The organism is Rugamonas sp., assembly GCF_025354735.1.
Taxonomy (GTDB): Bacteria; Pseudomonadota; Gammaproteobacteria; order Burkholderiales; family Burkholderiaceae_D; genus Rugamonas.
On sequence record NZ_JANXMI010000189.1, the window covers coordinates 1 to 20,071 of the forward strand.

At 67.0% G+C, this 20,071-nt stretch carries 20 protein-coding genes; 9 read left to right on the forward strand and 11 right to left on the reverse strand.

Features of this window, described 5'->3' with window-relative positions; all coding sequences use genetic code 11:
• The 4 genes from Q0S71_RS15050 to Q0S71_RS15065 form a co-directional block, all read right to left on the reverse strand.
• On the reverse strand, positions 1 to 425 hold a 425-nt coding region (locus Q0S71_RS15050; RefSeq protein ID WP_367185306.1), incomplete at its 3' end, for a TonB-dependent receptor plug domain-containing protein.
• A 168-nt stretch (positions 426 to 593) separates the two neighbouring features.
• Complete coding sequence (locus Q0S71_RS15055) at positions 594 to 956, reverse strand: DUF2946 domain-containing protein (RefSeq protein ID WP_295997211.1); 363 nt, start codon at positions 954 to 956, stop codon at positions 594 to 596.
• 117 nt (positions 957 to 1,073) lie between these two features.
• Positions 1,074 to 1,472, reverse strand: a complete 399-nt coding sequence (locus Q0S71_RS15060; RefSeq protein ID WP_295997214.1) for a DUF1801 domain-containing protein — start codon at positions 1,470 to 1,472, stop codon at positions 1,074 to 1,076.
• An 80-nt stretch (positions 1,473 to 1,552) separates the two neighbouring features.
• Positions 1,553 to 1,786 (reverse strand): hypothetical protein, encoded by a 234-nt coding sequence (locus Q0S71_RS15065; RefSeq protein WP_367185307.1) that lies wholly within the window; start codon positions 1,784 to 1,786, stop codon positions 1,553 to 1,555.
• 196 nt (positions 1,787 to 1,982) lie between these two features.
• Here Q0S71_RS15065 and Q0S71_RS15070 point away from each other — a divergent pair, with 196 nt between their 5' ends.
• Positions 1,983 to 2,741, forward strand: coding sequence for a YdiY family protein (locus Q0S71_RS15070; protein WP_367185308.1), 759 nt, complete (start codon positions 1,983 to 1,985; stop codon positions 2,739 to 2,741).
• A 6-nt stretch (positions 2,742 to 2,747) separates the two neighbouring features.
• Here the strand turns inward: Q0S71_RS15070 and Q0S71_RS15075 are convergent, their stop codons facing one another.
• Positions 2,748 to 3,155: a hypothetical protein gene (locus Q0S71_RS15075; RefSeq protein ID WP_295997218.1), complete on the reverse strand. Its 408-nt coding sequence runs from the start codon at positions 3,153 to 3,155 to the stop codon at positions 2,748 to 2,750.
• Between the two features lie 46 nt (positions 3,156 to 3,201).
• On the opposite strand from Q0S71_RS15075, the gene Q0S71_RS15080 reads away from it, so the two are divergent.
• Together Q0S71_RS15080 and purT are read left to right on the forward strand one after the other, a co-directional pair.
• Positions 3,202 to 3,444: a hypothetical protein gene (locus Q0S71_RS15080; RefSeq protein WP_295997221.1), complete on the forward strand. Its 243-nt coding sequence runs from the start codon at positions 3,202 to 3,204 to the stop codon at positions 3,442 to 3,444.
• A 211-nt stretch (positions 3,445 to 3,655) separates the two neighbouring features.
• Positions 3,656 to 4,864, forward strand: coding sequence for a formate-dependent phosphoribosylglycinamide formyltransferase (gene purT / locus Q0S71_RS15085; RefSeq protein ID WP_295997224.1), 1,209 nt, complete (start codon positions 3,656 to 3,658; stop codon positions 4,862 to 4,864).
• Positions 4,865 to 4,881: 17 nt separating this feature from the next.
• Here the strand turns inward: purT and Q0S71_RS15090 are convergent, their stop codons facing one another.
• Entirely contained in the window at positions 4,882 to 5,304 is a 423-nt protein-coding gene (locus Q0S71_RS15090) for a GNAT family N-acetyltransferase (protein WP_295997227.1), read from the reverse strand.
• Positions 5,305 to 5,318: 14 nt separating this feature from the next.
• Positions 5,319 to 5,780 (reverse strand): tetratricopeptide repeat protein, encoded by a 462-nt coding sequence (locus tag Q0S71_RS15095; RefSeq protein ID WP_295997230.1) that lies wholly within the window; start codon positions 5,778 to 5,780, stop codon positions 5,319 to 5,321.
• Between the two features lie 272 nt (positions 5,781 to 6,052).
• On the opposite strand from Q0S71_RS15095, the gene Q0S71_RS15100 reads away from it, so the two are divergent.
• From Q0S71_RS15100 to Q0S71_RS15115, 4 genes are all read left to right on the forward strand, one after another.
• The gene (locus Q0S71_RS15100) at positions 6,053 to 7,618 is read left to right on the forward strand and encodes a DUF1800 domain-containing protein (RefSeq protein WP_295997233.1); all 1,566 of its coding nucleotides are present in this window, start codon (positions 6,053 to 6,055) and stop codon (positions 7,616 to 7,618) included.
• 15 nt (positions 7,619 to 7,633) lie between these two features.
• On the forward strand, positions 7,634 to 8,818 hold the full coding sequence (locus Q0S71_RS15105; protein ID WP_295997235.1) for a DUF1501 domain-containing protein: 1,185 nt from the start codon (positions 7,634 to 7,636) through the stop codon (positions 8,816 to 8,818).
• A 94-nt stretch (positions 8,819 to 8,912) separates the two neighbouring features.
• The gene (locus Q0S71_RS15110) at positions 8,913 to 9,617 is read left to right on the forward strand and encodes a glutathione S-transferase C-terminal domain-containing protein (RefSeq protein ID WP_295997238.1); all 705 of its coding nucleotides are present in this window, start codon (positions 8,913 to 8,915) and stop codon (positions 9,615 to 9,617) included.
• Positions 9,618 to 9,656: 39 nt separating this feature from the next.
• Complete coding sequence (locus Q0S71_RS15115) at positions 9,657 to 10,124, forward strand: DsrE family protein (protein ID WP_295997240.1); 468 nt, start codon at positions 9,657 to 9,659, stop codon at positions 10,122 to 10,124.
• A gap of 54 nt (positions 10,125 to 10,178) precedes the next feature.
• On the opposite strand, the gene Q0S71_RS15120 is transcribed toward Q0S71_RS15115, so the two are convergent.
• The 4 genes from Q0S71_RS15120 to Q0S71_RS15135 form a co-directional block, all read right to left on the reverse strand.
• On the reverse strand, positions 10,179 to 13,685 hold the full coding sequence (locus Q0S71_RS15120; RefSeq protein WP_295997243.1) for a response regulator: 3,507 nt from the start codon (positions 13,683 to 13,685) through the stop codon (positions 10,179 to 10,181).
• Positions 13,686 to 13,769: 84 nt separating this feature from the next.
• Positions 13,770 to 15,935, reverse strand: a complete 2,166-nt coding sequence (locus Q0S71_RS15125; protein ID WP_295997245.1) for an FAD-dependent oxidoreductase — start codon at positions 15,933 to 15,935, stop codon at positions 13,770 to 13,772.
• A gap of 11 nt (positions 15,936 to 15,946) precedes the next feature.
• Complete coding sequence (locus tag Q0S71_RS15130; protein WP_295997248.1) at positions 15,947 to 17,152, reverse strand: acetyl-CoA C-acetyltransferase; 1,206 nt, start codon at positions 17,150 to 17,152, stop codon at positions 15,947 to 15,949.
• Positions 17,153 to 17,164: 12 nt separating this feature from the next.
• The gene (locus Q0S71_RS15135) at positions 17,165 to 18,301 is read right to left on the reverse strand and encodes an acyl-CoA dehydrogenase family protein (RefSeq protein ID WP_295997251.1); all 1,137 of its coding nucleotides are present in this window, start codon (positions 18,299 to 18,301) and stop codon (positions 17,165 to 17,167) included.
• Between the two features lie 139 nt (positions 18,302 to 18,440).
• On the opposite strand from Q0S71_RS15135, the gene Q0S71_RS15140 reads away from it, so the two are divergent.
• Together Q0S71_RS15140 and Q0S71_RS15145 are read left to right on the forward strand one after the other, a co-directional pair.
• Positions 18,441 to 19,076 (forward strand): TetR/AcrR family transcriptional regulator, encoded by a 636-nt coding sequence (locus Q0S71_RS15140; RefSeq protein ID WP_295997254.1) that lies wholly within the window; start codon positions 18,441 to 18,443, stop codon positions 19,074 to 19,076.
• Between the two features lie 163 nt (positions 19,077 to 19,239).
• Positions 19,240 to 19,677, forward strand: coding sequence for a hemerythrin domain-containing protein (locus tag Q0S71_RS15145; RefSeq protein WP_295997258.1), 438 nt, complete (start codon positions 19,240 to 19,242; stop codon positions 19,675 to 19,677).
• Positions 19,678 to 20,071: the final 394 nt, after the last annotated feature.

Below are 20,071 nucleotides of genomic sequence, written 5' to 3' on the forward strand. Positions count from 1 at the left end.
TTGTTGTTGTTCACCAGCGCCGACAGCATCACGCCGTCGGCCATCACCAGGCTGCGGGCGCTGGAGTTGACGCCGGTGGTGCGGGTGGCCACCGGGGCTTGGGTGTCGCCGTCGAAACGCTTGCGCACCAGGATGCTGGGCAGGTATTTGAGCGCGTCTTCGACGTTCATGACGTTGTTGGTTTCTTCAAGCTGGCGGGCGGTGACGGTGGCGGTGGTGGCCGGTGAGCGCACTTCCATCGGGTCCGGCGCGTTGGCGCTGACGATGACGAGCGGCGGCTGCTCATTGTCGGCGGCGTCGGCGGCCGGATCGGCGGCCCACGCCTGTTGCACCGACAGCGCCATGCAAGTGGCCAGGAGCACGATGGCGCCGGAGCGCGGCGCTGACACCGCGGCGGGCGGGATGGGAAAGTAAGACGATTTCATGGGTATTCCTGGAATAATTCAAAGCGTGGACATCGTGCAGGCGCGGACCCGCCCCGCCAACGCGGCAGGCGTGGCTGGCCTGTCGGTGGCGGGACGACGCGGGACGGTAGGGGACGACGCGGGTCGGCCCGGCATCGCCTGACGGCTAGTTCAGAACGAGAACGTCAGTCAGGCGGCGGGCGGCGCGCGGGGGTGGCTTTGGGACCAGGAAAATAAGGGGGCGGGAGAAAGGTAAAACAGGGACGGCATCGGCGCCATCGCGCTTGTCACGGGCAAGGCAGGCGCGTAAGTCGTGGGCAGCGGCGGCGCGGCGGCGTCGCTCACGCAGTATGGGCAGTGCTCGACGTGATGAAGTATGGAATCGAGCGGCGACTTTTCCGGCGTCGAGCCGTCGAGGGCGATGTACTTGATGCCGTCGGCGGTGCAGATCTCGATTTGCGGGCTGTGCGACTGCATCGCGTCGAGCGCGTGGGAAATCGATGGCACGAGCGCATTGAGCAGTATCGCGAAACACGCGATCCAGATATGCAAGTGCCGCCGTTTTGTCCATTTCCACATGGCCGCGAGTATAGCAAGAATGGCGGCGGCCATGGGCGCTGAGACATTCACGAGGCGTTCATGAGCCATTAAGGTGGCATCAACGTGGCATCAGCCCGCCTTCAGTCGCGCCCTCATGTCCGCGTACGCGGTGGCGATGAGCTGTTCCAGCGCGGTCGCGTCCACCGGGCGTCCGGGCCGCAGCTTCACGTGGCGCATCGACTTGCCCTCGCCTTCCAGCAGCCCCGCCGGGTCATCGAGCGCCGCGCCTTGAAAAAAGCCGACATTGACGTGCGCCCGAAAGGCATCGACGTAGGCGAATGCGGCCTCGCCGACGCAGGCCGTCGGATGCCCGTCATGCAGCAGTTCCCGCACATCGCTGCCGCAGCGGCGCAGGACCGCGAACCAATGCCGCGCGATCGCAGCCAGTTCATCGGGCTGCTGATGCAACCAAGCGTCGACGTCGATATCGTGCGGGCTGGCGTTCGAGAACAGGAAAAGTTGGCTCATGGTTGCCTCACGATTACCTCATGGTGGCTGATACCGGTCTTCTATCCTGGCCTGAGCGTGTTCGTCGGCCCGCCGGCGGCTTATCCGTTAATGCGCTTGATGCGCTGGCCGTAGATGCCCCACTGGCAATCGGCGCCGTCCAGATGCGCGCACAGGACCCAGCCGGTGCCGACCTTCTGCACCGTCGTGGCGACGCCGATTTCGGCCGTCAGGCGCTGCGCCCACTGCTCGGCCGAGCCGCGGCCCTTGAACAGTTCATTGCCTTCGTAGATCACGGTGGCATCGAAAACGGGGACGGCGAAGAGGTTCATCATGGTATTCATGTACAGGCGATCAGGTGGAAAAAGCAGGATTGTGCCACTAATGGGCGCGCTCCGGCCAGAAAAATGCACGGCTGCCGAACGACGCCCGCAGCCGCGCTCCGGTACAATATAGGCTCGATTCCAGAACCACGCCAGCCGGCGGCGGGCGATTTCCAATCGCGTCCGCCCGACCGCGTTGGCTGCCCCTATGCAAATTAAATCTATTTCGTTGTTCGTGTCGGCCGCACTGGCGCTGACGTTCTCCCTCCCCGCTTGCGCGACCGACAGCCTGCCCGCCAGATCGTGGAACACGTCCGCCGAACTGGGCGCCATCAGCACCACCGGCAATACCCAGGGCGCTTCCTTCACCGGCAAGATCGACGCCAAACAAGAGCTGGAAGTGTGGAGCAACGAGTATATCCTCAGCGGCTATTACAAGGAAGACGAGGAGGCCCAGGCCGATGGCGCGCAGCAGCGGGTGGTGTCGGCCGAGCGCTTCTCGCTGTCGGCCAAAGCCGCCTACAAGCTGCTGCAACCGGGTTCGCGGCTGTTCGTGCTGGGCTCCCACGTTGATGACAAATTCGGCGCATATACCCGCTATTCGACGATAGGCATCGGCCAGGGTTCGCAGTGGTACAAGTCGGACGACAAGACGGTCGACGTCGAAGTCGGTCCCGGTTATTTCAGCGGCACGCGCGCCAGCGGCGGCGAGGACAACGGCCTCACCGTGCGCGGCGCGGCGGCGCTGAAGTGGAAGTTGAGCGACACGGCGGCGCTGTCGCAGACGATGAGCGTGGAGCGCGGCGCGGTCAACACACACTCGATGGCGGAAACCTCGCTCAGCACGAAAATCAACAGCACCATGCAGATGAAGGCCGCCTTCAGCGCGCGCAGCGATACCAACGTGCCGGAAGATAAAAAGAACACCGACACGCAGACTTCGGTCACGCTGGTGTATTCCTTCTAGGCGCGGTCAGCGCGACGCCACCAGCTTGGCCTGGTGCGCCTGCTCGTCGAGCATCTGCATCGTCATGCGCGCCGCTTTCATGGTCAGCGCATCGGGCGATGGTCCGCGCGGCAGCTGAACGCGCGTCGCTTCCCACGACTTGGCCCGCATGGCCCGCATTGCGGCGGCGGGCGCGAGGCGGGCCACCTGGGCATCATGGGCGACGGCGCCACGTGGCGTCACTGCTTCATCGTTCGCCGGCGCCACATGCTCGCTCGGCGCCTCGGCCACTTCGCCGTCCGCGCAACCCTGGTCGGTCAGTGTGGCGTGCCCCTCCTGATCGACGCATTTGACCACGTCGGCACGGGCCGCGCCGCCGCAGAAGGCCAACAATCCGCTCAAGGCGAGTGTGCTGATAAGTTGATGGCGTTTCATGATCGTGTCCTCTTGGCGTTATGTGCAGCCATGATGAACGAGTCACATGCCCTTTTCTGTGCGCCGCCACACGCAAGCGTCAGCGCGCCCCGACAGTCATGCGGCGCCACCTGAAACAATTGCCGCCGCCCGGCCCGATCAGCTGGAGGAGGCCGGTGTCGACCTGCAGGCTCACTGTGGATTTCATTCTATTCCCCCTTCTATTTTGTTCTGCTTTCCACTATTTAGGCCTGCGGTTTCAGATGAAGTTCAAAAATTGAAGAGCGCAGAAAAAAGCAGAAGGAAATAGAAGGAAATAGAAGGCGAAATAGAAGCTTTTCCACAGGGGCGCGCAGGGCTACACCCACCACCTCGGGCGGCCATGCCGCGTGCCGTTTCGCTCTGATCCGTGAAGAAGCTTTTTTATTGCGGCTCTGTCCAAACGCGGCGCCGTTTGCTATAGTCCGCAGCTTATCCTTCGCACTGACGCGCCCACGGCGCCACTACCCCGGTCCCCATCGATGAATACTCCACGCACCTTCGGCACCCCTCTTTCCCCTACGGCCATCAAGGTCATGCTGCTCGGCTCCGGCGAGTTGGGCAAGGAAGTCATCATCTCCTTGCAGCGCCTCGGCGTCGAAGTGATCGCCGTCGACCGCTATCCGAACGCGCCCGGCCACCAGGTCGCGCACCGCTCGCACGTGATCGACATGACCGACGGCGCCGCCCTGGCCGCGTTGATCGAACTGGAACGGCCGCACCTGGTGGTGCCGGAAATCGAAGCCATCGCCACGGCCACGCTGGCCGAGCTGGAAGCGGCCGGCAAGATCACCTGCGTCCCGACCGCGCGCGCCACGCAGCTGACGATGAACCGCGAAGGCATACGCTGCCTGGCCGTCGAGACGCTGGGACTGGCGACGTCGCCCTTCCGCTTCGCCAGCAGCCTGGCCGAACTGGAAGCGGCGTGCGCGCACATCGGTTTCCCGTGCGTGGTCAAGCCGGTGATGTCCTCGTCCGGCAAGGGCCAGTCGAAACTCGACAGCGCGGCCGACGTGGCGCCGTCGTGGGCCTATGCCGCCGCCGGCAGCCGGGTCGACGCCGGCCGCGTCATCGTCGAAGGCTTCATCGACTTCGATTACGAAATCACGCTGCTGACGGTGCGCGCCCTCGGCGCCGACGGCCAGGTCCACACGCAGTTCTGCGAGCCTATCGGCCACGTGCAGGTGCAGGGCGATTACGTCGAATCATGGCAGCCGTGCGCCATGCATCCGCTGGCGCTCGAACGCGCGCGCGACATCGCCGAAAAAGTCACCGCCAACCTCGGTGGCCTCGGCCTGTTCGGCGTCGAACTGTTCGTCAAGGATGATATGGTGTGGTTCTCGGAAGTGAGCCCGCGCCCGCACGACACCGGCATGGTGACGATGGCCACGCAGGTGCAGAACGAATTCGAGCTGCACGCCAAGGCCATCCTCGGCCTGCCGGTCAACGTCGCGCTGCGCGCGCCGGGCGCGTCGGCCGTCATCTACGGACAGCACGACGCCAAGGGCATCGCCTTCGAGGGCGTGGCTGACGCGCTGAGCGTGCCGGGCACCGACATCCGCCTGTTCGGCAAGCCGGAATCGTTCGCGCGCCGCCGCATGGGCGTGGCGCTGGCGACGGCCGACGACGTCGACACCGCGCGCGTGATCGCCAAGGCGGCGGCGGCCAAGGTCAAGCCGGTGCTGGGCTAAAACCGGACGCGCGACCGTCAATCCGACGGCTGCGCGTGCAGCCGTTTCTGTTCGTCGTTCACAGGCCAGATCAGCGATGTGGCCTGGCGCTGCCAGCCCAGCTTCAAGTAAAAGTCTTCCTTGCCCGGCGCCGCCGTCAGCGTGATGAAGCGATAGCCGACCAGCTGCGTCCTCAAATAATCGACCACGTCGCGCCCCAGTCCGCGCTGCTGATATTGCGGCTTCACCACCACATCAACGAGCAGCGCGTAATAGCGGCCATCGTCCATGGTGCGGCCGAACGCCGCCAATTCGTCGCCATCGTAGATAAAGATCACGTGGCTGCTTTTTTCAAACGCCGCGCGGATTTCGAGCGGCGCGCGCACGCCCCAACCCACCTGCACAAACAGGCTGGCGACGGCGGGCCAGTCGACCGACTGCGTGGTGAATATCGAATGCATTTGGGCTCCCGTCGTCACAGTGTCTGGGCGTCGTCGGCGCCGGCGTCGTGCAATTGCCGGGCCGTGGCGCGCAGGCGCAGGACGGCGGCCGGATCGGCGCCTTGTCCCAGCTGACCGTTTTCGTAGACATCGATCAGGCGCTCGACGGCCTTGACGTTGTTCAGCCGCGCGGCGCGCTGATACCACAGCAGCGCATCGGCGTTACTCTGGTCGATGCCGCGTCCACGTTCAAACATGGCGGCCAGGCGGTACATGCCGGCGCGATTATTTTTCGCCGCCGACCACGCATATAGTTTTTGCGCCTGCCGAAAATCGGCCGTCACGCCCAGCCCCTGCTCATACATGGCGCCCAGCGCGGCCTGGCCGTGGGAGTCGCCGTGTGCCACCGATTTGTAATACCACGCCACCGCCTGCGCGTCGTCGCGTTCGACGCCCAGGCCGGCCGCATAGTGGTCGCCCAGGCGCGACTCGGCCATCGCATTATCATGTGCTGCCGGCCATGCCGCCATCGCCATCAAGCCGCTACGCCACGCGTTCTTCAACATCGAGTCCCTTTGCAATTGCCTTTAAATTAACGCTGCATTGTATGCTTCGGTTGAAATATAAAACAAGCGAGGTTTTATTAATCCTTGGGCGCCGTAGGGATATCGCGCGCCGTATGATTACAATCCGTTGCAAAGTAATCGGGCGGAAGTCAGACGTGCGGACCCCGGTCGCGTTACAGTTGCGTCAACCGGAGTCCAGACCCATGCGCATCCCCTGCCCTAGCACCCTGCTGTCGACCGCGAGCGCCCTCTGCGCGCTCGGCGCGTTGGCCGGCTGCGCCACCGTGAACGACGGCGGCCAGATCGGCACCGCGCCGCGCCCCGAATTGCAGAAGCAGCAGCAACTGAATCTGCTGAACCGCATCAGCTGGGGCGTCAACGAGGGCAGCGACCGCGCCATCGCCGCACAGGGTTCCGAGCGCTATTTGCAGCGGCAGTTGCATCCGACCGCGGCGCCGCTGCCGGCCGCGCCGCAGGCGCAGATCGATGCGATGACGATCTCGCAAACGCCGATGGATCAGCTCAACCTGAAGATGGACCAGCAGCGCAAGGACGCCAACGCGATCACCGACGACGACCAGAAAAAGGCCGCGCAGACGGCGTATCAGCAGGAGCTGAACCGCCTCGGCAAGGAGGCCGCCACGCGCTCGCTGCTGCGCGACCTGTATTCGCCCAACCAGTTGAAGGAGCAGATGACGTGGTTCTGGCTCAATCACTTCAACGTCCACCTGTACAAATCGAATCTGCGGGTGCTGGTCGGCGATTACGAAGACCAGGCGATCCGCCCGCACGCGCTGGGTAAATTCCGCGAGCTGCTGGCGGCCACCGTGCACCATCCGGCCATGCTGCGCTATCTGGACAATGAACAGAACGCGGCCGGCCATATCAACGAAAACTATGCGCGCGAGTTGATGGAGCTGCACACGCTGGGCGTCGACGGCGGCTACAGCCAGCACGACGTGCAGGAACTGGCGCGGGTGCTGACCGGCGTCGGCGTCAACATGGGCACGACCACGCCCAACGTCAAGCGCGAGCTGCAAGCGCAGTACGTGCGGCGCGGCCTGTTCGAGTTCAATCCCAACCGCCACGATTACGGCGCCAAGGATTTCCTCGGCCAGCCGGTCCGTGCGCGCGGACTGGCTGAAATCGACGAGGCCATCGACCGCTTGAGCCGCAGTCCGGCGACGGCGCATTTCATCAGCCGCAAGCTGGCGCTGTACTTCGTCTCCGACGATCCGCCGCCGGCGCTGGTCGAGCGCATGGCGCAGACGTTTTTGAAGAGCGACGGCGACATCGCCGCCACGCTGGCCACGCTGTTCCATTCGGCCGAGTTCACGGCCTCGCTGGCGCAGAAATTCAAGGACCCGGTCCATTACGTGGTGTCGTCCGTGCGCCTGGCCTACGACGACAAGACGATCTTGAACGCCGGTCCGATGCTGAACTGGCTCAATCGCATGGGCGAGCCGCTGTACGGCCGCCAGACGCCGGACGGCTATGCGCTGACGCAGTCGGCGTGGGCCAGTCCGGGGCAGATGGGCACCCGCTTTGAAATCGCCAAGGCCATCGGCTCCGGCAGCGCGGGCCTGTTCAAGACCGACGGCCCGCAGCCGCTGGAAAAGCCGGCCTTTCCGCAGTTGGCCAACGCGCTGTATTACCAGTCCTTGCAGCCCGGCCTGAGCGCGGCCACGCGGGGCGCGCTGGAGCAGGCCGCGTCGCCGCAGGAGTGGAACACCTATTTGCTGTCGTCGCCGGAAATGATGCACCGATAAACAGGAGGACATGCCATGCAACGCCGCACCTTTATCCACACGCTGGCCATGCTGCCGCTGGCCGCGCGCATGGGCGGCCTGTGGGCCGCTCCCGCCACCAAGTCGAAACTGCTGGTGGTGTTCCTGCGCGGCGGCTACGACGCCGCCAATCTGCTGGTGCCGATATCGAGCCCGTTCTATTACGAGAGCCGGCCCAATATCGCGGTGCCGCGTCCCGGCGCGGACTTGAACACGGCGCTGCCGCTGAACGCCGACTGGGGTTTGCATCCGGCGCTGCGCGAGAGTATCTATCCGCTGTATCAGAACGGCCAGGCCGCCTTCATTCCCTTCGCCGGCACCGAGGATATGACGCGCAGCCACTTCGAGACGCAGGACGGCATCGAGCTCGGACAGCCGCTGACGGGCACGCGCAACTACGCGTCCGGCTTTTTGAACCGGCTGGCGGCGACGCTGAACGGCGCAGCGGCCATCGCCTTCACCGACCAGCTGCCCATCATCCTGCAGGGCAGCGCGCAGGTGCCGAACAGCGCCCTGCGCTCGCTGGCCAAGCCGGCGCTGGACCAGCGCCAGAGCGACATCATCGCCGCCATGTACAAGGGCAGCGCGCTGGCGCAGCAGGTCAACGAGGGCTTCAGCGTGCGCAAGGAGCTGGCGCAGGAGCTGGCCGGCGAGATGCAGGCGGCCAGCCGCGACGCCATCACGGCCAAGGGCTTCGAGCTGGAAGCGCGCCGCATCGCGCGGCTGATGAAGGAAAAATACAGCATCGGTTTCGTCGACGTCGGCGGCTGGGACACCCACGTCGGACAGGGCAACGGCACCGGTTATCTGGCCGGCCGCTTCGATGAGCTGGGGCGCGGACTGGCGGCGTTTTCACAGGAGATGGGCGGCGACTGGAAGGACACCGTGGTCGTCGTCATCAGTGAATTCGGCCGCACCTTCAAGGAAAACGGCAACCGCGGCACCGACCACGGACACGGCACGGCGTACTGGGTGCTGGGCGGCAGCGTGCATGGCGGCCAGGTGCTGGGCGAGCAGGTGAAGGTCGACCGCGCGAGCCTGAACCAGAACCGCGACTTCCCGGTGCTGAACGAATACCGCGCCGTGTTCGGCGGCCTGTTCGCGCGCATGTACGGTTTGAACGCGGCGCAGGTCGAGCGCATCTTCAGCGGCGTGAAGGCGCGCGATATAGGACTGGTGTAGCAGGACTGGTGTAGCGCGGACTGGTGTAGCGTGGGCCGACGCCGGGCTGTTAAAAATGGTAGCATGGCCGACTCCTTTCCTGACCGGGCACACCATGATAGACCTACACTACTGGACCACGCCCAACGGCCATAAAATCACGCTCTTCCTCGAAGAGGCGGGCCTCGACTATCGCATCACGCCGGTGCACATCGGCCAGGGCGAGCAATTCAGGCCGGAGTTTTTGGACATCGCGCCGAATAACCGCATTCCCGCCATCGTCGACCATGAGCCGGCCGACGGCGGCGCGCCGATTTCGATATTCGAATCGGGCGCCATCCTGCTTTACCTCGCCGACAAGAGCGGCCGTTTTATTCCGCAGGATCTGCGCGGCCGCAACGTCGCGCTGCAATGGCTGTTCTGGCAGATGGGCGGCCTCGGCCCCATGGCCGGCCAGAACCACCACTTCACGCAGTATGCGCCGGAGCCGCTGCCCTACCCCATCGAGCGCTACGTGAAGGAAACGGCGCGCCTGTACGGCGTGCTCGATCGCCACCTGGCCGATGGCCGCGACTACATCTGCGGCGCCGGCTACAGCATCGCCGACATGGCCTGCTATCCGTGGATCGTGCCCCACGAGAAGCAGCGCCAGGACCTGGCCGACTTCCCGGCGCTGGCGGCATGGTTCGCGCGCGTCGGCCAGCGGCCGGCGACGCAACGCGCCTACGCGCTGGCGCTCACCGTCAACACGGCGCCGACCGTCAACGCGGAATCGGCCAAGCTGCTGTTCGGGCAGGACGCGTCGACACTGCGTCGCTGAGCGTCGCTCCCCTCTATCGATTTCACCGAAAGGCCGCATATGAAAGATCTCTCCACTACCCGCCGCACGATGATGACACGCTCGGTGACGCTGGCGGCGGTGGGCGCGCTGTCGGCCGGCGCGAGCGCCGCCGCCGTGGCGCCAGCCGCGCCCGCGCCGGCGACGCCGTATCGCGCCGCGTTCCAGGTCAGCGACGCCGATCCGAAAAAATGGTCGCTCACGCTCGGCAATGTGCGCAACGCCCAGGATGCCCTCGGCGCGGCCAACATCACCATCGAGATCGTCGCCTTCGGACCGGGCATCGGCATGTTGAAGGCCGATTCCGAGGTGGCCGCCCGCGTGCAGGAAGCGATGCAGGCCGGGATCGGCGTTTTCGCCTGCCAGAACACCATGCACGGCATGCATTTGCAGCCCGAGGACATGATCGCCAAAATCGGCTACGTGCCGGCCGGCGTCGTGGAACTCATCAAACGCCAGACCGAAGGCTGGGCCTACATGCGTTCCTGACGGCGCGGCGCGCGCAAAACCGGCGCGCGCGTGGCACATGGGGCACCGATGCGCTCACGCGGACGGCGGCGCGCCGGTGGCGGCGGCCGCCTCCAGCTGGCGCACCAGCAGCGCGACCGCGTCCACCGTTTGCGGCACGGCGGCCAACAGCTGGTCGATGTCGTGTCGCAGGCGATGGCTGCCGCCGTCATCGCCATCGCCATCGCCGTCAACGTCGGCGCCGGCATCGCCCTGGCGCGCGCTGCGTTCGGCCCGCGCGGCCAGGCCATACAGGCGCTCGGCGCCGACCGTGCCGGCCAGGCCTTTGAGCAGGTGCAGCGTGGACTCGATGGCGCCGCGGTCGTGCGGCGGCTGCAAGGCGCGCAGCGTCGCCGCCAGCGCGGCCGCCTCGCCGATGAAACCGCGCAGCGCGCCGAGATACACCTGCATCAAGCCGCCCATGCGCTTGAGGGCCGCCGCGCCGTTCAACAGCTGCGCCGGCGCGGCGGACGCCGGCCCGGCCGGCGGCGGCGGCGCGGCCTCCGTTATTTTTTCGGGCGCGGCGGCGGCATCGCCGCGCCGCGTGTGGCGCAGGATGACGTCGATCAGCTGCGCCAGGTCGAAGGGCTTGCCGACGTGGTCGACCATGCCCGCCGCCAGCGCGGCCTGGCGGTCGGACGGCATGGCGTTGGCGGTCATCGCGACGATGGGCGGCGCCAGCAAGCCCAGTTGCGCGCGGATCGCCGCCGTGGCGGCGTAGCCGTCCATGTCCGGCATCTGGATATCCATCAGCACCAGTTGCGGCGGCGCGGCGGCGCGCAGCAGCGCGTCGACGGCTTCGCGGCCGCCGCTGGCCAAGTCGACCCGCGCGCCCTCGTTGGCCAGCAGTTCGCGCGCCACCTGCTGGTTGGTGGGATTGTCTTCGACCAGCAGCAGGCGCATGCCGGCCAATCGCATTTGCGATGGCGCCGGCGCCGACGTCATCGCGAACGCGCCCGTGCGCGCGCCCAGGGTGGCGTCGGCCACGGCGTCGAACAGCATCGAAGCGGTCACCGGCTTGACCAGCATGCCGTCGAGGACGGGCGCGTGCTGCGCCTGCCGCTGCGCCAGCAGTTCGCGGTCGTGGGCGGTGACCATGATGATGAGCGGCGTGCGCGCCGGCGGCTGCAACAGCTGGCGGATCTGGCGGCTGGTTTCCCAGCCGTCCAACTGCGGCATGCGCCAGTCGATGAGGACGACGTCGTAGGGCCGTTCGGCGCCGCGCCCGGCGACGGCGGCCAGCGCGGCGCGGCCATTGTCGGCCGTCTCGACGCGCCAGCCGAGCGACAGCGCCATCTCGCGCAGCACCGTGAGGGCGCTGGCGTTATCGTCCACCACCAGGCAATCGAGGTCGCGCAGCTGCGCCGGATTAATTGCTCGCTCCGTTTGCCCCGCCGGCGCGGGCGGCGCCTCGGCCGGCTGGAACACGGCGCTGAAGTTGAACACGCTGCCGCGGCCTTCGGCGCTGTCCACGCGCAGCGCGCCGCCCATCAGCTGCACCAGGCGCCGGCTGATCGCCAGTCCCAGGCCGCTGCCGCCGTAGCGGCGCGCGGTCGACGCCTCGGCCTGCGAGAAGCCGTCGAAAATGCGCAAGCACTGTTCGGCCGAGATGCCGATGCCGGTGTCGCGCACGGCGAAGGCCACGTGCAGGCCGTCGGCGTCGCGCGCGGCCAGCCGCGCCGACAGCACCACGTCGCCGCGGTCGGTGAACTTGATGGCGTTGCCGCTCAAATTGAGCAGCACCTGTTGCAGGCGCAGCGCGTCGCCGCACAGCCAGCGCGGCAGGTCCGGATCGATCTGGAACAGCACCTCGACCTGCTTGGCGCCGACGTTGGCCGACAGGATCACGGCCAGGTCGCGCAGCAGCTGCTCGACGCTGAAGGGCTGACGTTCGAGCACCAGCTTGCCCGCTTCGACCTTGGAGAAATCGAGGATGTCGTTGAGGAGCCCGAGCAGGGCGCGGGCCGCCGTTTCGGCCTTGGCGGCGTAGTCGCGCTGGCGCACGCCGAGCGCCGTTTGCTGCAGCAGTTGCAGCATGCCGAGCACCGCGTTCATCGGCGTGCGGATTTCGTGGCTCATGTTGGCGACGAAGTCGGACTTGGCGCGGCCGGCCGCCAGCGCCGCGTCGGTGGCCGCCGTCAGCGCCGCGTGGGCCTCGCGGGTTTCCGTCATGTCGGTGCTGCTGCCGACCCAGCACACGATGGCCCCGCCGGCGTCCCGCTGCGGCAGCGCGTGGTGGTCGAACACGCGCCAGGCGCCGTCGGCGCGGCGCAGACGGCAGTCGCAGCGGAACTGGGCGCCGGCCGCCAGCGCGCGCGCCCATTCGGCTTCGACGCCGGCGCGGTCGTCGGGATGGAGGATGCCGAGCCAGATGGCGCCGCCGAGCAGGCGCGCCACCGGGACGCCGGTGTAGTCGTGCCAGTGGTGGCTGAGGAAATCGAGCCGCAGCGCCGGCGGCGTGATGGTCCACACCATCTGCGGCAAGCCTTCGGTGAGCGAGCGCCAGCGCGACTCCGACTGCGTCAGCCGGGCCAGCGAGCCTTGCAGCGCCTGGTCTTTTTCCAGCAACTGGGTGAAGCCCTGGTACTGGCGCCGCAGCGTCAGGCGCACGGCGGCCAGCGCGGCGCCGGCCAGGGCGTACAGCAGCGCCAGGAAGATGACGTCGTTGCGCACCTCCTCGCGCCACGGCGCCAGGAAGTCGGCGCTGGCCATGCCGACCAGGACATAGACCGGGTAGTCGCCGATGCGCTCGATGCTCAGCACGCGCTGCTGGCCGTCGCGCAAGCTCACCGAGGTGTAGGTGGCGCGCCGCCGCTCGCTGTTGAGCACGGCCGTGGTCTGCGGCGACAGGTTGATCGGGCTGCCGATCACCACGCCGTCGTTGAAGGGATAGCGGTGCAGGATGCGGCGGCGGTCGTCGAGCAGGGTGATGACGCCGTTCGGTCCCAGGCGCAGCGACGAGAACAGCTCGTTGATGGTGGTGTTGTTGAGGTTGATGTAGGCGCTGCCGCCGAAGGCGCCGTCGGGCAGCGTCAGCGGAAACACCAGCGGCAGCACCCATTCGCCGCTGATGCGCGACTTGACCGGCACGCCGAAGACGAGCGTGCGTTCGGTCTTGACGCGCGCGAAAAATTCGCGGATCGACAAGTCCTGGAGGTGGGCCGGGTCGATGTCTTCGCCGTAGATGACGCGGCCGTCGCGGTCCGAGCCGCGGATGGAACGGGCGTGCGGGATGCGCTCCTTGAGCGAGCGCAGATAGGCGCTGAAGCGCTCGTCGTCGAAGCGCCGCTCCTTGTGCATGGCCAGGAATTCGCCGCCGGCGCGGCGCAGCGCCAGGTCGACCTCCTGAAAATACGCGCGCAGAAAATTCTCCAGCGAGATCGCCAGGTTGCGCGAGGTTTCCTCGGCGTTGTCGTAGTAGCGCTGGCGGCTTTGGTGCAGGGTCTGGGCCACGAAGGCCGACACCACCAGCAGCACGAGCGCCACCGCGACCGACGACAGGATGTATAGTTTACGCAGTTTTTGCAGTGTGTCGAGTCGCATCGTCGCAAGCGGGGGCCGGTCCAGGATGCCACATTACCATCGCCCGGCCGATTTGTAACGCTCCGTCGGTGCGCCGGCGCGCCGTCAGGCCGGGGTGGCCGCCGAATCCGGTCCGGCCGGATAAAACGACAGGCCCTGTTCGGCCATCGTCGCCAGCAGCGCCGGCGCGGCGAAGCGCGGGCCGTGCGCGGCCGCCAGGCGCTCGCACCGGGCGACGAAGGCCGCCAGGCCGGCGCCGTCCACCATGCTCAGGGGCCCGCCCAGGAAGGCCGGAAAGCCCCAGCCGAGGATGGCGCCGACGTCGGCGTCGCGCGCCGTCGTCAGCACGCCCTCCTCCATGCAGCGCGCCGCCTCCACCGCCTGCACCACCGTCAGGCGCTCGACCAGCTGCGCCACATTGGGCTGGCGCGCGGCGCGCGGATACAGTTCGCCGAGGCCGGGCCACAAGCGCTTTTTGGCGCCGGCCGGATAATCGTAAAAGCCCAGTCCCGCTTTTTTGCCGATGCGGCCCAGCGCGGCCATGGTCGCCGCCACCTCTTGGCCGGGGCGGCGCTGATAGTCCGCGCCCAGATCGCGCGCGCTCTGGCGGTCGATCCGGTCCAGCAATTGGCTCGACACTTCATCGGTCAGCGCCAGCGGGCCGACCGGCATCCCGGCCTGCAGGCCGGCGTTGTCGATCAGCGCCGGCGCGACGCCCTCGGCCAGCATCGCCAGCCCTTCCAGCACATAGGTCGAAAACACCCGGCTGGTGTAAAAGCCGCGCGCGTCGTTGACGACGATGGGCGTCATGCCCAGCGCGCGCACCAGGTCGAGCGCGCGCGCCAGCGTGGCCCCGCTGGTGCGGCGGCCGACGACCACTTCGACCAGCTTCATTTTGTCGACCGGCGAAAAGAAATGCAGGCCGATGACATGGTCGGGCCGCGCGCTCGCCTCGGCCAGGCCGTCGATCGGCAGCGTCGACGTGTTCGAGGCCAGCACGGCGTCCGGCGCCAGCACCGCCTCGGCGCCGCGGATGACGGCGGCCTTGGTGGCGCGATCCTCGAACACGGCTTCGATGACCAGCTGCGCGCCGTCGAGCAGCGCGTAGTCGGTGCCGGCGGCGATGCGGCCCAGCAGCGCCCGCGCCTGGTCCAGCTGGGCCGGCGTGTCCTGGCCGCGCGCGCGGCGCCGGTCGAGCAGCGCGCGCGCATGGGCCTTGCCGTGGTCGGCCGCGTCCTGCGTCCGGTCCAGCAGCGCCACTTGCAGGCCGGCCCTGGCCGCGACGTAGGCGATGCCCGCGCCCATCATGCCGGCGCCGATCACGCCGATTTTGCTGTAGCGCTGCGTCGGCAGGCCGGCCGGTCGCGCGGCCGGCTTGCCCGCCTCGTTCATGCTGAAGAACAGCGTGCGTATCATGCATTTGGCTTGCGGCGTCAGCACGGTGTGCACGAAGTAGCGCGCCTCGGTCGTCAGGCCGGTATCGAGGTCGGTCAGCATGCCTTCGTAGACGCAGGACAGGATGTTTTTCGGCGCCGGATAATTACCGTGGGTGGTGGCGCGCACCATCGCGTTGGCGGCCATCATCCGCTGCTGCATCGCGGGCGAGGCCATGGCGCCGCCGGGCGTCTGGTAGCCCTTCAGGTCCCAGGGCTGGTGGGTGCCGCCGGCCAGCAGCGCCAGTTGCAGCCAGGCGCAGGCCGTGGCGGCTTCTGTACCGATCGGTACAACCGCGTCGAGGATGCCGGCTTTCAGCGCCTCGGCCGCCGTGAGGCGCCGCCCTTCGAGCAGCAGCGGCAGCGCTTTTTCGATGCCGATCAGGCGCGGCAACCGCTGCGTGCCGCCGCCGCCCGGCAGCAGACCCAGGCCCACTTCGGGCAGGCCGAAACGGGCGCCCGCCGCGTCGGCGGCGACGCGGTAATGGCCGCACAGGGCCACCTCCAGCCCGCCGCCGAGTGCGGAGCCGGGCAAGGCCATCGCCACCGGTTTGCCGCAGTTTTCCAGCGCGCGCAGCGCGCGGTGCAGCCGCGTGACCTGCGCGAACAGCGGCGCGGCGTCGTGCGCGGCCAGCAGCCAGGCGAGGTCGCCGCCGGCGATGAAGTCCGGCTTGGCCGACGTCATCAAGATGGCCTTGACGGCCGGCTCGGCGACCGCGCGCGCGATGGCCTCGCACAGCGCGTCGCAGCTGGCCTGGTTCATCACGTTCTGGCCGCGGCCCGGCATATTCCAGCTCAGCGTGGCGATGCCGTCGGCATCGAGGGTGAAGTCGATCATAGGGCCTTCCTTCAAATGCGTTCGATGATGGTGGCCGTGCCCATGCCGGCGCCGACGCACAGCGTGACGAGGCCCGTGCTCAGATCGCGCCGCTCCATTTCGTCGAGCAGCACGCCCAGTATCATGGCGCCGGTCGCGCCCAGCGGGTGGCCCATGGCGATGGCGCCGCCGTTGACGTTGATCTTGTCGTGCGCGATGGCCAGCGCGTCCATGAAGCGCAGCACCACCGAGGCGAAGGCTTCGTTCAACTCGAACAGGTCGATGTCGGCGGCGCGCATGCCGGCGCGCTTGAGCGCCTTTTCGGCGGCGTAGCTGGGCCCCGTGAGCATCAGCGACGGTTCGCTGCCGACCGAGGCGAAGCCGCGGATGCGGGCGCGCGGCGTCAGGCCGGCGCGCGCGCCGATGGCGCGGTTGCCGATCAAGACCGCCGCCGCGCCGTCGACGATGCCCGAGCTGTTGCCGGCGTGGTGGACATGGTTGATCGTTTCGATGTGCGGGTAGCGCTGGCCGATCACGGCGTCGAAGCCGAACTGCTCGCCGAGGGCGGCGAAGGCCGGCTTGAGCGCGGCCAGCGAGGCCACCGTGGTCGCCGGCCGCACCGTCTCGTCGCGCGCCAGGATGGTCAGGCCGTTGTAGTCGAGCACCGGCACCACCGAGCCGGCGAACCAGCCGCTTTCCCACGCGTGGTGGGCGCGGCGGTGGCTCTCGGCGGCGTAGGCGTCGACGTCGGCGCGGCCATGGCCGTACAGCGTGGCGATGGCGTCGGCCGCTATCCCCTGCGGCACGAAATAGGTTTTCAGCGCCACCTGCGGGTCGACCGGCCAGGCCCAGCCGCTGGCGCCCATGGGCACGCGCGACATCGCCTCGACGCCGCCGCCGACCACCAGGTCGGACTGGCCCGACATCACCTGCGCGGCCGCCATATTGCACGCCTCCAGGCCGGAGGCGCAGAAGCGGTTGATCTGCACCCCGGCCACGCTCTCGTGGTAGTCGGCCGCCAGCGCGGCGATGCGGCCGATGCAGGCGCCCTGCTCGCCCACCGGTTCGACGCAGCCGAGCACCACGTCGTCGATCAGGGCGGTGTCGAGCGCGTTGCGCGCGGCCAGCGCCCGCAAGGCCGTTTCGGCCAGCCGCAGCGGCGTCACGCCGTGCAGGGCGCCGTCTTTTTTTCCCTTGCCGCGCGGCGTGCGCACGGCGTCGTAGATGTAGGCTTCCATGTCCTCTTTCCTTTACAGGCCGCGGCTGATGAGTTCTTTCATGATCTCGTTGGTACCGCCGTAGACGCGCTGCACGCGGGCGTCGGCCCAGGCGCGCGTGATCGGGTATTCCCACATATAGCCATAGCCGCCGTGCAGCTGCACGCAGCGGTCGAGCGCGCGGAACTGCATCTCCGTGGTCCAGTATTTGGCCATCGAGGCGGTGGCGGCGTCGAGCTGTTGGTCGAGCAGCAGTTCGATGCAGCGGTCGACGAACACGCGCGCCATCGTCACCTCGGTCTTGATCTCGGCCAGCGCGTGGGCCACGGTCTGGAAGTCGATCACGGCGCGCTTGAAAGCCTGGCGCTGGCGCGTGTAATCCAGCGTCCACGCGAGGCCGGCGGCGGCCGATTCGACCGCCATGATGGCGATTTGCAGGCGCTCCCACGGCAGCTCCTGCATCAGGTAGGAAAAGCCGCGGCCCTCCTCGCCGAGCAGGTTGGCGGCCGGCACGCGCACGTTGTCAAAAAACAGTTCGGACGTGTCCTGCGCCTTCATGCCGGCCTTTTTCAGGCGCCGGCCTTTGACGAAGCCCGCCATCGACGTGTCGACCACGAACAGGCTGATGCCCTTGGCGCCGGCGGCCGCGTCGGTCCTGGCGACGACGATCACCAGGTCGGCGTGCCAGCCGTTGGTGATGAAGGTCTTGGACCCGTTCAGCACATAGTGGTCGCCGTCGCGCACGGCCGTCGTCTGCACGCCCTGCAGGTCGGAGCCGGCGCCCGGTTCCGTCATGGCGATGGCGCCTATCATGGCGCCGCTGGCCATGGCCGGCAGGTAGCGCCGCTTGAGCGCCTCGCCGCCGTAATGGAGCAGGTAGGGCGCGACGATTTCCGAGTGCAGGCCGAAACCGAGGCCGGTGGCGCCGATGCGGGTCTGCTCCTCGATCAGCACCACGCTGTGCAAGCGGCCGGCGCCGGCGCCGCCGTAGCGCTCCGGCATGCTCGGACACAGGAAGCCGGCGGCGCCGGCGCGGGTCCAGATGTCGCGGTCGACATAGCCCTGCTCTTCCCAGCGCTCGTGGTACGGCGCCACCTCGCTTTCCATGAAGCGGCGCGCGGAGGCGCGCAGCATCTCGTGTTCTTCGCCAAACAGCGTGCGCGGTATCATCTTGCCGTCTCCATCGTGCCGTCTCCTGGTCGTTGCGACGACTTTATAAAAATAGGTCTGCTGACCTAGACTTTATAGGTCTCTTGACCTACTTGTCAAACGGATCAATAATCTATCTCATTTCACGAGCCGCCGCACCATGAGCAAAAACGCCGACACGCCGCTGCGCAACAAGGAATCGAACACCACCAGCAAGGGCTATGAGCGGGCCGGCGCCATCCTCGACGTGGCGCGCGTGCTGCTGGCCAATCATGGCTACGCGGCGCTGTCGATGCGCAGCGTGGCGCTGCGACTGGGCGTGAGCCTGTCGAACGTGCAGCACTATTATCCCAGCCGCGACGCCTTGATCGAGGCGCTGCTGGTGCAGACCTTCGACCGCTACCAGGCCGGCATCGACGAGCGCGTGGCGCAGCTGGGCAAGGGCGCGCGGCTGGAACTGTTCAAGGCCGTCATCGATTATTTTCTGGACGACCTGCGCGATCCGATTTCCTGCGGCCTGTTTTTTGAAATCTCGGCGCTGGCCAACCGCCACGCTTACGCGGCCCAGATCTTCGACAAGATGATGACGCGGGCGCGCAAGACGCTGCGCAATCTCATCAAGGATATCGCGCCGCACATGACGCCGCGCCAGTGCGAAATCCGCGGCGCCCTCATCGTGTCGCAGATGATAGGCACCATGCTGTTCATCTCCGACGCCCGCCCGCGCCACGCGGAACTGAAGGGCCTGTTGCAGGAGGCGAATGCGGCCGTCATGCGGATCGCGTTTGCCGCGTGAGCGCGACTATCATGCCCATGATGTGCCGATGATGTGCCGCTGATGTGCCGCTGATGCGTCGGCAAAGCACACTTGACATTGATACCATAAACATATATATAATTTGCATGTTTAGGTGTTTTGTTTTACACTTGGCGCACACTCCACGGAAAAGGACAGCACCATGAACATCGACAAGTTCAAGCACCAGCATACCGACATCCTCGACGCCATCGCCGGCCTGCGCAAGCTGGTGCAGAGCGGCATCGGCGAGCACGCGGCCGATATCTCGGCCCGCATCGTCGCCATGAGCGGCGTCATCAAGCTGCATCTGGCGGTCGAGGACCGGGTGCTGTACCCGGCGCTGGAAGCGAGCGGCGACGCGGTGCTGGCGCGCATGAGCGCGCGCTATCGCGGCGAGATGGACGGCATCTCGGGCGCCTATCTGGCCTTCGCCGCCAAGTGGAATACGCCGCGCCAGTTGGCCGAGCAGCCCGAAACCTTCCGCGACGAAGCCAATGTGGTGCTCAAGACCCTGTATGAGCGCATGAAGAAGGAAGACCGCGAATTCTATCCGGCGATTGAAGCCAATACGGCGGTCGCACGCGACGTTTTTGCCTGATGGCCCATGAGCCCGCCCGCATGCCGGGCGGGCTGGTCACACAACCATCGCGGCGCCGGGTGCGCCGCGACGGTCGTTTACGCCGGCTGTTTTTGCTTTTTTCGGATGTGCGGGAGCGTGATCGATTCCCGGCACAGCTCGCCTGTGGCTTAGTTCTCCTGTGCCTTAGTTCGCCTTAGCGTTGGGCACGCTTACCGGGTGTGGGTGGGTGTGCCTTTTTTTTCGGTTTTACTAAAACCTGCTATTCCATACGAGCTGCCGCTACTCCTTACTATTTCATGCGGTTCTGCGCTATCGGCGGAACTAAATCGTACTACACGGCTCTAACAAATACAGGCCGGGATTTAGGATGGTTTCGCGTCCCGCGCGGAAATTTTAGTAAGCGATAGCGCGT